The sequence below is a fragment of the Mesorhizobium sp. M2C.T.Ca.TU.002.02.1.1 genome, assembly GCF_003997225.1.
In genome coordinates this window covers 1-13,215 of sequence record NZ_RZTO01000069.1, presented here as the reverse complement: position 1 = coordinate 13,215, position 13,215 = coordinate 1, and the positions used below count along the sequence as shown (strand labels likewise).

At 66.7% G+C, this 13,215-nt stretch carries 12 protein-coding genes; 5 read left to right on the top strand and 7 right to left on the bottom strand.

Translation table 11 applies throughout. From position 1 onward, the window contains the following. From EOD07_RS06030 to EOD07_RS06010, 5 genes are all read right to left on the bottom strand, one after another. Positions 1-720, bottom strand: a 720-nt coding sequence (locus tag EOD07_RS06030) for a DNA polymerase ligase N-terminal domain-containing protein (RefSeq protein WP_281059039.1), incomplete at its 3' end; no start/stop codon positions are given. A 106-nt stretch (positions 721-826) separates the two neighbouring features. Continuing rightward, positions 827-1,051 carry a hypothetical protein gene (locus tag EOD07_RS06025; RefSeq protein ID WP_040980638.1) on the bottom strand — a complete coding sequence of 75 codons (225 nt, stop codon included), beginning with the start codon at positions 1,049-1,051 and terminating at the stop codon, positions 827-829. 94 nt (positions 1,052-1,145) lie between these two features. Next, entirely contained in the window at positions 1,146-2,375 is a 1,230-nt protein-coding gene (locus tag EOD07_RS06020) for a GNAT family N-acetyltransferase (RefSeq protein ID WP_127234354.1), read from the bottom strand. 9 nt (positions 2,376-2,384) lie between these two features. Then, the gene (locus tag EOD07_RS06015; RefSeq protein WP_127234353.1) at positions 2,385-3,692 is read right to left on the bottom strand and encodes a hypothetical protein; all 1,308 of its coding nucleotides are present in this window, start codon (positions 3,690-3,692) and stop codon (positions 2,385-2,387) included. Next, a complete protein-coding gene (locus EOD07_RS06010) occupies positions 3,689-4,873 on the bottom strand; it encodes a glycosyltransferase family 4 protein (protein ID WP_127234352.1) in 1,185 nt (394 codons plus the stop codon). The genes EOD07_RS06015 and EOD07_RS06010 overlap by 4 nt, the downstream gene beginning before the upstream one ends. A 353-nt stretch (positions 4,874-5,226) precedes the next feature. On the opposite strand from EOD07_RS06010, the gene EOD07_RS06005 reads away from it, so the two are divergent. Together EOD07_RS06005 and EOD07_RS06000 are read left to right on the top strand one after the other, a co-directional pair. Further along, positions 5,227-6,414 (top strand): DUF1972 domain-containing protein, encoded by a 1,188-nt coding sequence (locus EOD07_RS06005; protein ID WP_245469887.1) that lies wholly within the window; start codon positions 5,227-5,229, stop codon positions 6,412-6,414. Continuing rightward, a complete protein-coding gene (locus EOD07_RS06000) occupies positions 6,411-7,685 on the top strand; it encodes a cellulase family glycosylhydrolase (protein WP_127234350.1) in 1,275 nt (424 codons plus the stop codon). The genes EOD07_RS06005 and EOD07_RS06000 overlap by 4 nt, the downstream gene beginning before the upstream one ends. Before the next feature lie 22 nt (positions 7,686-7,707). On the opposite strand, the gene EOD07_RS05995 is transcribed toward EOD07_RS06000, so the two are convergent. Then, on the bottom strand, positions 7,708-8,964 hold the full coding sequence (locus tag EOD07_RS05995; protein ID WP_245469889.1) for a VpsF family polysaccharide biosynthesis protein: 1,257 nt from the start codon (positions 8,962-8,964) through the stop codon (positions 7,708-7,710). A 55-nt stretch (positions 8,965-9,019) separates the two neighbouring features. Next, on the bottom strand, positions 9,020-11,113 hold the full coding sequence (locus EOD07_RS05990; protein WP_127234349.1) for a Wzz/FepE/Etk N-terminal domain-containing protein: 2,094 nt from the start codon (positions 11,111-11,113) through the stop codon (positions 9,020-9,022). 248 nt (positions 11,114-11,361) lie between these two features. Here EOD07_RS05990 and EOD07_RS39175 point away from each other — a divergent pair, with 248 nt between their 5' ends. From EOD07_RS39175 to EOD07_RS05980, 3 genes are all read left to right on the top strand, one after another. Further along, a complete protein-coding gene (locus EOD07_RS39175) occupies positions 11,362-12,324 on the top strand; it encodes a hypothetical protein (protein ID WP_348627737.1) in 963 nt (320 codons plus the stop codon). After that, positions 12,325-12,882 (top strand): hypothetical protein, encoded by a 558-nt coding sequence (locus EOD07_RS39170; protein WP_348627736.1) that lies wholly within the window; start codon positions 12,325-12,327, stop codon positions 12,880-12,882. A 93-nt stretch (positions 12,883-12,975) separates the two neighbouring features. Continuing rightward, a partial coding sequence (locus EOD07_RS05980) for an FAD-dependent oxidoreductase (protein ID WP_127234348.1) occupies positions 12,976-13,215 on the top strand: 240 nt, incomplete at its 3' end.

Below are 13,215 nucleotides of genomic sequence, written 5' to 3'. Positions count from 1 at the left end.
GCTGAAGCCTGGCGCGCTGCCCGGCGGCTCCATCACCTGGGTGGCCAGTTGCGGCTCGATGCGGGCGGGCGGATCGGCTCTTACCGCGCCGGGCAGCGCGCCAGGCTTCAGCGAGCCACGCTTTGGCGGCAGGCGTTCCGCCCTCTTCGGCGGCGCGACCAGCTCCTCGATGCGGCGGCCGGACTTCACGCTCTCCGGCCGTGCCTCGAGGATGTCGAGCTTGGTGTCGGAAGCGAGGTCGCGCTCCTTGAACAAGAGCCAGTTCTTCTTGTTCTCGTCCTCGCCGGGCTTCGGCTTCAGCCGGGTCAGCATCCAGCCGCCATTGAGTTTTTGCCCGGCCAGCCGGAACTTGAAGGCGCCGGTCCTGAGGCTTTTCTCGACATCCTCCATCGGCGCCCATGTGCCGGTATCCCAGACGATCATAGGCCCGCCGCCATATTCGCCTTCGGGGATGACGCCTTCGAAGTCGATATATTCGATCGGATGGTCCTCGGTCTCGACGGCAAGCCGCTTGTCGGCCGGGTTGAGCGAGGGCCCGCGCGGGACGGCCCAGCTTTTGAGAACGCCGCCGACTTCGAGGCGAAGATCATAGTGGTCGGCGGTAGCGTGGTGCTTGTGCACGACGAAGCGGTTGGAGGCCTCGCCGGCCATGCTGCCCGCGGGTTCGGGGGTGCGGGAGAATTCGCGCTTGGCGCGGTAGGGTTTGAGGTTGGCGGGCATGGGTCAGACTGCTGTAGCGGCAAGCTCGTCTTGCCGAGGTCGCGTTCCGTCACGTCCCGCCAGCATTTCGGATTTTCCTACATCGCCGCGGAGCAAGGGAAAGAGATCAATCGTCGATCGCCGGCGTCAATTCGAGCTCGGCGGGCGACAACCCTTGCCGCAGCTGGCTCAGCCGGAACTCGTCGACCCAGTAGGCCTCGCCGTCGACCAGCACGCGGGCGCTGTAGGAGCCGCCGGAAAAGCGCTGCGCGGTGACATAGACCTTGTGGCGTTCGAGTGCGGTCTTCACCGCGGCGCGGCGGGATTTTTCTCTGGCGACGGGACTGGCCATGACCTCACTCGAACACGCTGCCGCCAAAGATGCGGCTAGCCGTAAGCATGGCGGAGAGCGGAATGTGAGTCAATTTGTCGGCCAAAGCCGCCGCTCAGTCACCCGAGCGCAGCCGCCGCCAGCGCTGCATGAATTCCTGCGCAAGTTTGAACAGGCGCGGGTTGTCACGCACGAAGGCGACGCCCTGGCCGCGATATTTGATGGCCTGGCTCACCGCCACGCCCTTCAGCGTGATGCCGTAGCAAAGCTCGGACAGAACCGACTTCACCGCGCCCATATGTTCCTTGTAGCTCTGGTTGCCGACGGACAGGTCGAAATAGTCAAAACCGGCGCCTCGCCCCCATTTGATCAGCTCGCCCATGATGCAAAGCCCGGGCGAAACGTTGGGCACCGCGGCCTGGTCGATCGCAATCAGCAGCGCGTGCAAGGTGCCCAGATGGACCGCCAGGTACTGGACCGCGACCATCACGTTGCCTGCGCGCAGGCCGAAGATCCTCACCGAGCCGTCCGTCAGGCCGCGATGCGCAGCCTTGCGGTAGAAATCGATGACCGGCGGCCGCGCCAGCAGATCGAACCGGCCTAGTTCGCGAAAACGGCTGAGCCGCATTTGGACCAGCTTGCCGAAAATCGAGTCCACCAGGGCCGGCGTGTCGGCTTCCACCAGGGCCAGGCCACCATTGCGATCGAGCCGGCGCAGGTCCTTGTTGAGCGCTTTGACGAAGGACGGGCGGCAGATGCGCTTGACGACGGTTTCGGCGTCGCCATCCATGGCGATGCCGTAGTGCGAGTGGATGGAGTCGCGCGCCGGCGAAAGCAGCGCCAGCGGATTGGCGACGCCGCCGACCTCTTTCGGGATGCCGACGATGTGGATGCGGTCGACCGGCGGCAGCACGGACAGCACCGCCGCCCACGCGGCCTCGGCGGATTGCCTGGTCCAGGGCGTCGCGTCGGCGAGCAAAGGTGCCGCATAGTCGCACACTCCGCAGCTCAGCCATTCGATCACCCAATGGTGGAATGCGCGGCGCCGCATCAGCGGCACAAGCATCCTCGGCTCGCCCGTGCCTGCGTCCCTCACCTCGACGATCGCAAGGTCGGCTTTTTGCGGCAGGAGCCCTTCAACGATCCCCTCGGCCCAGGCGAAATGCTGGTGGCCGGTGCACACACCCGTCGCCTCGAGACGCTGCCAGAGCGGTTTGACCGCCTCGAGGCTGGTGTGCAACTGCGCCACGTAAGCGCCGCTGGCCGCGCCGGCGGCGTGCGGCGCGGCCTCGCCGTCGGCCAGGCCGGTCGTCATCGCGGCCATCGGCATTGCCTGGCTTGCCACATCATTCTCCTATCGTCTCTGCACGGCGAGCGTCGCCGCGCGGCGCCAGGCTCCGACCATCGTGGGGCGCTGCTCGCTCGGGTGCTTGAGGTTCCACATGCGGTTGGCCGCGAAATACCATGAGGCCACGAGCACGAAGATCTCGGACACCGCAGCGCCGGCCAGCGACCATGTCGACGGCGCGACGGCCAACAGGGCGCCGATCGTCGCGAGCCCGACAATCGCGCCGGCCATGGTGATGAAGGCGACGATGCGGAAATCGCCGACGATCTCGAGGACCACGCGCGGCATCACATAGGCCATGATCGGCACGAAGTTGGCGATGGCGAAAATCCCGATCAGGCCGACCGAGGCATGCTGGAGGACCTGGGATTTGATCATCGGCAGAACGAACAGGACGCCGCAGCCATAGGCCAGGCTGCCGACACCCATGACGAGCGCCCAGATCTTGGCCTGAGCCCATACGCGGTCGAACTCCTTGTTGCGCACCAGCTTTGCAAGTTCCGGCTGCAGCATGTTCGAGAAAGCGAGGCTGGAGATGCGCAGGGGCGCAAACAGCACCAGCACCGCCGCCAGCGGGGCGTAGGCGGCGGGCCCGGCGATGCCCGCGACCAGAAGCGCCAGGGATTGCCCCTGGATGTTGGTGGTGGTGGCGCTGAACCCCGACCAGCAAAGCTGCCGCCAGAGCTTGGCATAGCGCCGCCAGGTCGGCGCGCGGAAGGAGATGCGCAGCCTGCGGCGCGCCAGTCTCACCAGCACGGCGATGCCGACGACATTGGCCGCGGCAAGCGCATAGAAGGTGGCCTGAAGCGCATCCGCGAAGAACCAGATCGCCGCCCCCGCGAGGACTGTGCCCGCGATGGTGAACACGGCGTCGCTGATGGAGACCACGAGTTGCATGCGGCGCGCGAAGAATGCCGTGCGCATATGGCTGCGCAGCGACCAGGCGCAGACGAAGCAGGCGGCGCCGATACCGCTCGGGTCGCCCAGGACGCGCATCAGCAATCCCGTGCCCAGCCCCATCAGCAGCGCCACGACCAGCGCCGCCGATCCGAAGGTCACGTCATAGGCGTCGACGCCGGCGCTGTTGGCGCTCTTGCTCATCCAAATGGTGGCCGGTACGGCGGTGAGCGAGCGGATGTAGGACAAGCCGACGCCGCCCATCACCATGGCCAGGGCGAAGAGGCCGTAGCCTTCGGCCGACAGAAGATGCAGCAGCGCGATGTTGAGGGCGAAATGGAAGCCGCTCTGCATCGCCTCGCCGCCGACCATCAGCATGAGGCGCCGCACCAGATGAGCCGGGAAGGTGAACTTCACGGGCTCGTCTCCGCCTCGCGGGCAATGTGCGCCCGCCCCTGCCGCGGCGTTGCCGCCTTCAGCTTGTCGGCCACGATCGCCACGATCGCTGCGGCGGCGATATGTTCGCTGAACACCGCCTCGTAGCGTGCCCGGCCGGCAGCGGCGAAACCGCGCCAGAGGTCCGGCCGCAGGATGATCTCGCCGAGCTTGGCTGCAAGGGCTGCGGCATTGCCCGGCGGCACATGCCAGCCGGTTTCGCCGTCCGCCACCACTTCCACCAGCCCGCCGATCGCCGACACCAGCGGCGGCCGTCCCCAGCCCATCGCCTCGATGGCGACGCGGCCAAGCGATTCCGGGCGGCGCGACGGCACCGCCACAATGTCTGCCCAGCGATAGTGGTCGGCGGGGTCGGAGACGAAAGGCAGCACCTCGACATGCCCGGTCAATCCCATGCGCCCGACCAGCTCGGCCAAGGCCTTTTCGCGCTCGACGCTTTCGAAGGCGCCGCCGACGAGGCGGACCTCGACGCGGTCGCGCAACTCCGTGGGGAGCGAGGCTACGGCTTCAAGCAGCACCTCCTGCCCCTTGATGCGGTTGACACGCCCAAGCAGCAGGATCTTGAGGGGCCGGTTGCCGTCATAGGTCATCGGCAGGGCGGCGGCCGGACCGGCGACACCGTTATAGACGACGTGCGTGCGCCTTCCCTTGGCGTCGATGGCGGGTGGGTCGCCGAAGGTGGCGCGCGTGGCGCGCGAGTTGAAGATCAGGTCGGCCTTGCTCCAGCGCATCAAGGCGACAAGCACCTTGCGCAGGATGCCCTCGGGAATCTCGTGGATGTGCAGCAGCGCCTTGCGAGGCAAAAGCCGCGCTGCCAGCGCATAATCGGCAATGATCGACGTGTTGATATAGGTCAGGTCGCTGCCCCGCATGCGCCGCCAGGCGCGCCAGAGCGCCGCCGGCAGCCGCGCCATCTCGACGGTGGCGAGCCTGAACATCGCCTGGCGCCTCAGCACCCACAGCGGTTCGAACACGATACGGCTGGCATGCGGCTTGAGGATCTCGACAATCGGTCCCTCGCGCGGCAGCACGACCTCGATCTCGGCGGCCGGAAACGCCGCGCGCAACGCAGCCACGCTCTCCGCGAAGCTGCGATCCGAACCATAGAGCTCATAGCCCTGATGAACGCAGGCAATGCGCATCACTCTCTTTCCACCTTGCACCCCGGGTCCGCTCAGCACCGGACCCTTCAAGCGCGGAAGAACTTCATGCCAAATCCGCACGCCGCTCTACCCAGCGGTGGCCACTGCAGGCCCTGGAGCAAGGATCGTGCCGGGTTCCTGAACGCCCTGCCGCGACCCCGGAACCCGGCCGTGCCCCGTATCGGTACAGATACGTCGCGAAAGTTGACCGATAATGAAGCAAGCCATGCCTTCTGAAGAGAAATTTTACACCTTCATGCGAGTGTTCGCCCCGGGGGTACCCCTGGCACGGAAGTTGCTGGGCGGTCATTGACATAACGCAACCATGACCGGACCCCGGGGAATCCTTCATTTTGAAACCGGAACGACCTTCCAACCCGATCGAAAAGCCTTCGATCCTGATCCTGGGGACACGCGGCATTCCGGCTTCTCACGGCGGCTTCGAGACCTTCGCCGAGCGGCTGGCGCTTTTCCTGGCCGGACGCGGCTGGAAGGTCGGCGTCTACTGCCAGAAGGAGGTCGAGCGCGGTGGCCAGAGAGTGACGAGCGAGACCTGGCGCGGCATCGAGCTCATCACCATCGAGGTCGCCTCCAAGGGGCCGCGCGCGACGCTGGAATTCGACTGGCAATGCGTGCTCGACGCCGCCAGACGGCCGGGCGTGTGCCTGGTGCTCGGCTATAATGGCGCGGTTTTCCTGACCTGGCTCAGGCTCATGCGGCGCAAGATCATCACCAACATGGACGGCATCGAATGGCGGCGGCCAAAATGGGGGCCGGCGGCGCGCAGTTGGTTCTGGCTCAACGAATGGATCGGCGCCTGGCTCTCGCACCGGCTTGTGGCCGACCACCCGGCGATCGCCGATCACCTGGCGACAAGGCGGCCGCGCAGCGCCATCGCCACGATCGCTTATGGCGCGGACCCGGTGACTTCGGCGCCGGAGGAACCCATTCGCGCGCTCGGGCTCGAGCCCGGCAAATATCTGGTCTCGATCGCGCGGATCGAACCCGACAACAACATCCTGCCCATCATCGAAGCCTTCCGCCGCCGCGACCGCGGCGACATGAAGCTGGTGGTGCTGGGTACCCTCAACGACGAGATCCCCTATCATCGCGCGGTGCGCGAGGCGGCAGGTTCGGTGGTGATGCTGCCGGGCGCGATCTACGACCAGGCGGCGGTGAAGGCGCTGCGCTACCATGCGCGCGCCTATATGCACGGCCACACGGTGGGCGGCACCAACCCCTCGCTGGTCGAGGCGCTGGCCGCCGGCAACATGGTGATCGCGCATGACAACCGCTACAACCGCTGGGTCGCCGGTGATGCGGCAATCTATTTCAACGACACGGACAGCCTGAGCCAACGGATCGACGAGGCACTGGTCGACGATGCGCTGGTGGCGCGTTGCAGCAAGGCGGCGCGGACTCGCGCCCGCGAGGCCTTCCGCTGGGAAGACGTGCTCGCCGCCTATGAGAAGGAAGCGCTGCGGCAGCTCGGCGTTGCCACCGCCGCGCCGGCGAAAGCCGACCGCGCCAGGCACGCATGACCGGCTGGTCGCGCCGGCGGATCCTCGGCGCGGCGCTGGCCGCTGCGGCATCACCTCTGACGGCGGCGGTCCCGCCGCCGATCTCCCAGGCAAACGCCGCGACCGGCGAATGGCCTTTCAGGCGCGGCGTCAACACCTGGCCGTGGTTCGCGCTGACGCGCGAATATCCCGCGCCGCGCACCGACTATGACTGGCCGCCCTTCCAGTCGCAGCGGCCGGTGCCGACGCAGGCAGACCTTGTTCGGCTGCGCGCCAGCGGGCTCGATTTCATCCGCCTGCCTGTCGATCCCGGCCCGTTCCTTGCCGCCGATGCGGGCCGGCGCGCCGAACTGATGGACATGCTCGACGCAGCGGTCGATGCGGCTCGAGCTGCCGGTCTGGGCGTCATTGTCAATGTGCAGGCCAATGGCGCCACGCATTACTGGAATCCCGAGCGACTGTATTCCAGCACCGCGGCGCCGGAATTCGAATCCTATCGGGCGCTGGTGAGCGAAATCGCCGAGAGACTGCAGGGCAAGACGTCCGGCATGGTGGCGCTGGAGCCTGTCAACGAGCCGCCGCAGGACTGCTCCTCCGAGGCATGGCCGGCCGTGCAGGCCTCGCTGCTGACGGCCGCCAGGGTTGTGGGACCGAGCGTGCCGCTCGTCGTCACCGGCGGATGCGGCTCGATGGTGCGCGGACTGACCGCGCTCGATCCAGCGCCGCTGGCGGATTTCGAGCCGATCCTGTTCACCTTCCATTTCTACGAGCCCTATCTGTTCAGCCATCAGGGCGCGCCATGGATGCGCGAGCCGGTCTACCGCGCGCTGAACAACGTGCCGTGGCCGGCCTCCGCCGGGACGCTGGAAAGGACGCTGGCCTCGGTCAGGGCAAGGATGGCACAGGATTCCGAAAGGTCCGAGGAGGCCAAGAAAGTCGCCTACGAGGAGACCGAAAAGGTGCTCAAGGTCTATTTCGATGCGCAGCCCGACCGCCGCTTCATCGACGGCTATCTCAAGCAGGTGAGCGACTGGGCTGAGACCCATGGCATAGCGCGCGAGCGCATCATCATGGGCGAGTTCGGCGCGCTGCGCACCGATGCCCGCTACACCGCAGCACCAAATCCCGACCGCGCCCGCTACATCGCCGATGTCCGGCAAAGTGCGGAAGCCGCCGGCTTTCCCTGGGCATTCTGGGACCTGTTCGACGGCATGGGCATGATGGACGACACGACGCGCGCGCTCGACCCGGCGATGGTCGAGGCGCTCGGGCTGAGGATGCCGCGCGCTTGACTGGTTGAATCACCAAATCGCGCTAAGGGTGACGCGCAACAGGCCTCACCGGCCGATAAAGCGCCAGCGCGATCACCACGAATTTGGTCATCAGCGTCGTCTTGGAGGCGATGCTTTCGGAGGTGTTGAGCAGGATGAGCCAGCCCAGCATCGGCAGCCAGATGCCCGGATGGCAACGGCGCGCGACCTCGTGCATGAACAGCGCGAAGCCAAAGAAGATCAGGAGGGTAAAGAAGGCGCCCTGATAGAGCGTGAAACGCAGGATTGGGTTCTCGATTCCCTGCTCCAAACCGGTGATGCGGCGCATGCTGTCGAGCAGGTCGACATCGGGGCCGACGATCAGGTCTCGCAGCTCCAGATGCCTGAAGAGATCGAACATCTCGACGCGGGCATTGGCGCTGCCGCTGTCGGAGACGAAACGTTCCAGCAGCGCGTCGAAGAAGCCGTAATAGCCGGCAAGCGCGATCGCCAGCGGCAGCAGCGCGGCGAGCATGATCACCAGCGCGGCGCCCAGAAGGTTGACGCGTCCGGTTCTGAGCTGCGCCAGTCCCTGGATCAGCAGATAGACGCCGCCGAGCAGGATCGTCAGCACCATGCCCGAGCGGCCGCCGAAGGCGACCAGCGCGCAGAACTGCAGCCCGACAAGCGCCAGCCTGAGCGGCGTCGGCAGGGAGCGCGACCCCGACAGCAGCGACAGCACATAGATCGAGGTGACCGTGGCATTGGAGAGCGGATGCCCCTGCAGCGCCGTCGAGCGCAGATCGTTGACGAACACGGCGCCGTCGAACCTGTACGGGAACACCAGATGCTTGGTGCCGAACTCGAACAGCGCCATCAGCGCGTTCACCGTCATCACGGCATGGATGACGATCCGCAGTTGGGCAAAGGTCTTCTCGTCGTCCTCGCTGAGCAGCAGCACGACCAGCGCCGGGGCGACGAACGTGTCGATCATGCCGGCCATGCCGGGGCGCTGCCTGAGGATGACGACGAAGAGAAGCACCGTCGAAATCACCGCCATCAGCATCGTTGCCGGCCGCTTGTTGGTGACATGGACCACGTAGCCGACCGGATTGCCGAAGGTGCAGGAGCGCCAGACGAAGACGAGCACGAAGAGATAGGTGGACGGGTGGATCTTGCTCAGCGGGCTGCCCTGTAGGCCGTCGTAATTGTAGCCGGCCAGCCACAGCATGCCGCCCGAGATGGAAAACAGGAGCAGCACCCCGACGGTTATGCCGAGACGGGTCAGCGTGTCGACCGGGACAGTGCGCGGGCGCGCCATGCCATAGCCCGGAGCCAGGACAGGCCGCGCGGGACCCGCCAGGATCGAGGCCATGTCAGGCCGCCTCGTCGACCAGCATGGCGCCGGTCGGCAGCCGCCCCATGACAGAGACCGCTTCGGAGGTCGAGGCGACGTCGCGCATCGGCGTTGCGTTCAGCCTGGCCACGAGCAGGATCTCGTCGGCCATGGCGACCAGCGGCAGGACGTTGAGATCGTCGGCCAGGGCGCCGCCGTCGACGACGACGAGCTCGAAACTGTGGTTGGCCTCGGCCAGCATGCGGTGGGCGAAATAGAGCGCCTGGGCTTCCTGGAACACCGCGGTCGGCCGCCCTCTGCCAATCAGCGCCACCGAAGAGCCGGGCGCATAACGGCTGACCGCTTCGAGCGGATATTCGCCACGCAACACGTCGAGCACCCCGGGCTGCGGGTCCTTCTGGCCTTTGCCCGCATTGATGTCGATGAACAGCACGCGACGCCCTCTGGCCGCCGCGGCGTTGGCGAGCTGCCACGCAACCCTCGACCGCTGCGCCTTGTCCTCGGGCGGCGACGCCACCAGGATCGAAGGCACCAGCGGCCAGTCGGCCGGGCGCCTTGTGGCGGCGGCGATGCGCTGCAGCGCGAGCCCGGCCACGGCGTCGGTCTTCTGGGAGGCAGCGCCGGAGCGGCGCCGCCCCCTGCCCGGCAGCACGCCCAGCACCGGGGCCTCGATGGCCGACTGCATCTGGTTGGCGGACAGCACGGTCGGCGACAGATATTCGGCGATCAGCGCCATGCCGATGCCCAGCGCCAACCCTCCGAAGATGGCGCCGAAGACAAGCAGTCCTTTCGGCGGCCAGCTCTTCTTCAGCGCCGGCATGGCCTGCGAGATGATGCGGGCATTGGTGCTGTTGACGTTGGTCTGCTCGCGCGTTTCCTGGGCGCGCTGCAGGTAATTGGCGTAAACGGTGCGCACGGCATCGAGGTCGCGCTGCAGCTCGCGCAGCCTGACCGACGCCTGGTCGGTGTCGAGCGATTTGCCTTTCAGCGACGCCACCTTGGCCTCCAGTTCCTTCTGGTTGGCCAGAGCGCGCTGGTAGTCCGTCTCGGCGGCGGCGACCAGGCGGCCGAGCTCACGCGAAATCAGCTTGCGCAGATCGCTCAGCTGCTGCTGCGCGGAAATCATCGAGGGGTGGCGCGGCCCGAGCGCGGTGCCGAACTGGGAGATCTGATCGACGAGCGTTGCCTCCTGCGCCCTGAGGCTGGCAATCACCGGCGAGCGCATCGCCTCCGACGTCGCGTCCGGCGCGCTGCCCTGACGGCGCAGCTGGTCGACCTGCGCCTTGAGCTGCGCGGTGCGCGTCTGGGCGGCGGTCAATTGCGTGTTGAGGTCGGTCAGCTCCTGGTCGCTCACCAGATTGCCGGCCGCCATCACCATATTGTGCTCGGCCTTGTAGGACTCGACCGCGTTGGCGGCCTGCTCGACGCGCTTGCGCTGGTCCTCCAGCCGGGCGCTGATCGCGTCGGAGGCGTCGGCGGCGGCCTTCGAGCGCGCTTGCGCCTGGTCGTCGAGATAGGCCTGCGCAATGGCGTTGGCGAGCTCAGCCGCCAGATCGGCGCTCTTGGCGGTGATGATGATGTTGAGGACCAGCACCTTGTCGTCACGTTTCACCGCAAGGCGGCGGCGCAGCGAATCGAGCGTCTGCGCCGTCCTGTCGCCGTCGTCGGAGCCGAACAACATGCCGAGCCACCCGCCGAGCCCGCCCTGCCCGTTGAAGTCCGGGTTCTCGGTCAGGTTGGTCGCCTTGATGGCGCGCAGCAGCACACCGTTCGACTGGGCCACGCTGACCTGGCTTTCGACCTGGGTGATACCGCCATCGGGAGAAATGCGGCTCGGATTGACGTCGTTGGTGACGACCTGGAGGTCCTGCGGGTCGATGATGATCTGCGCCGTCGAGGAGTAGAGCGCCGGTGTCAGCATGGCGTAGACAAGCGTCAGCGCGGTGAGCAGCGCAGTGACGGCAAGGATCAGGAAGCGGCGCCGCAGCAGGATGCGGCCGAGATCGCCAAGCTCGACCGTGGCTTGCGCGGGCGCGGGCGCGTAATAGGCCGGCGCCGGCGCGACAGCCTCCGAAGCGTTCTGCTGAGGCACCATGAGCAGGGATGGTTGCAAAGGTCGCTCCGACAACGCTCCATCGGCCGGCACAGACGAGAAATGCGGCGTTGGCCTAGCTATTCCCGGCAACGATTAAAACACTGTTAATTATGTTCATAAATTGGTGCCGCGCTGGCACGAAGTTTGCACCTACGCAGTAGAATTTAAGTGCAGCCCAAAGTTGGAGACATCGTGCGCATGCGGCGGAAACTTGACCTGGCCAGCCGGGCCGCCGGGGCCGGATATGAGTCGCGTAGGGATCGGCCATGCGCCTGACGCTGCGCCTCAACGGCGATTGCGTGCGCGCTTTCCATGTGGCGCTGGCCAAACGGCTGTCGCGGCTGCCCGGCGTGGAGCTTGCCGTAGATGCCCGTCCGGCGCCCGGCGGTGTGCCGCGCAGCGCCGAAGCGCTGTTCCAGCTTGAAACGCTCATCCATCGCCTGCCCGCCAATGGGACGGCAAAGCGTGTGTCACTTTCGACACTGGCCAGCCATGCGAGACCATCGGCGCCCGCCGATCTCACGATCGATCTCGTCGGCGATGTCGAGCCGCAGGGCCGACGGGTCTGGCGCCTTGCCTATGACGGCGTCTGCGGCGAGGAGGCCCTGCTGGCGCTGATCCTTGCCGGCCGCACGCCGCTCGTGCGCCTGGAACAGAACGGCGCGACGGTCGCCGAGGGACGGCTCGGCACCGAATATCACGGCATTGCGCTGGCTTCCTTCCAGGACATGCTGGCGCGCACCGCCAGCCTGATCGTCGCGGCGGTCAACGGCGCCGGGCGCTCGCCGCTTCCGGTGCTGCCCGAACCGTCATGCGAAGCGTCGGCCACGGCCTTGCCGTCGGCCACGAAGCTCGGCGTGCGTGCGGCCAAGGCAACGGCGCGCCGCATCGTCCAGCAGATCTATCACCTATGCTACAACGCCCCGCATTGGCGGGTCGGCTGGCGCGAGACCGGAGGCAAGGACCTCTACGAGCTGCGCGCCCATCCGCAATCGGGCTGGCGCGATCTGCCCGACGACGGCAGCCGCTTCTATGCCGACCCGTTTCCCGTGCTCCATCGCGGCCAGGTGACGCTGTTCGTCGAGGATTATATCCATCGCATAGGCAAGGCGATCCTGTCGGCGGTGGCTTTCGGGCCGAACGGACCGGCAGGCACCCCGAAGCCCGTGCTGGAACTGCCCTACCACCTCTCCTACCCCTTCGTGTTCGAGCGCGACGGCGAAATGTAGATGGTGCCGGAAAGTGGCGCCAACCGGACCGTCGATCTCTACCGCGCCACCGCGTTCCCGGGCGGCTGGGTCAAGGAAGCGACGCTGCTGTCGGACATCGTCGCCAGCGACGCCACGCTCACCGAGCATGGCGGGCGCTGGTGGATGTTCGCCACCGTGCGCGACGACGGCGGCGCCTTCTCGGATCAGCTGCATCTGTGGTCGGCGCCGGATTTCCGCGGGCCGTGGACGCCGCATCCGAAGAACCCGCTGCTGATCGACATCGCCTCGGCGCGTCCGGCGGGCCGCATGGTGAGCCGTGGCGGCCAGCTCCTGCGTCCGGTGCAGGACTGCCGCAGGAGCTATGGCGCCGCGCTCGGCATCGCGCGCGTCACGCAGCTTGACGACAGTGGCTTCGAGCAGATCGTCGAAACGATCCTCAATCCCGGCGCCGGCTGGGCCGGACGCAAGCTGCATACGCTCAACGAAGCGGGCGGACTGGAATTCATCGATGGCTCGGCAATGGCGCCGCGTTGGAAGCAGGCCAGGAACGGCACCACCCAGGGCGATGGGAATTAACCTAACTTTTCATTGCTACCCGCCTCGCCCTTGGGTTGCTTGAGATTGTCTTGACCGCCACGGATATTTGCCCCCGTGAGTTTGGAGAACGGAATGAGCACCGAACAGGGGCGCGAAACACCTGCCGCGCCGACCGACCGGGCCGAGGTCGATGTGGCAATCGTCGGCGCGGGACTCGCCGGAACCATTCTGGCGACAACGCTCGCCAAGGCCGGCCGCAAGGTGGCGCTGGTCGACCCGCATCGCATCCATCACGACGAATTCCGGGCCGAGAAAACCCGCTCGGAGCAGATGGGGCTGTTCGAGAAGCTCGGGCTCGGCCCGGTTTTCAGG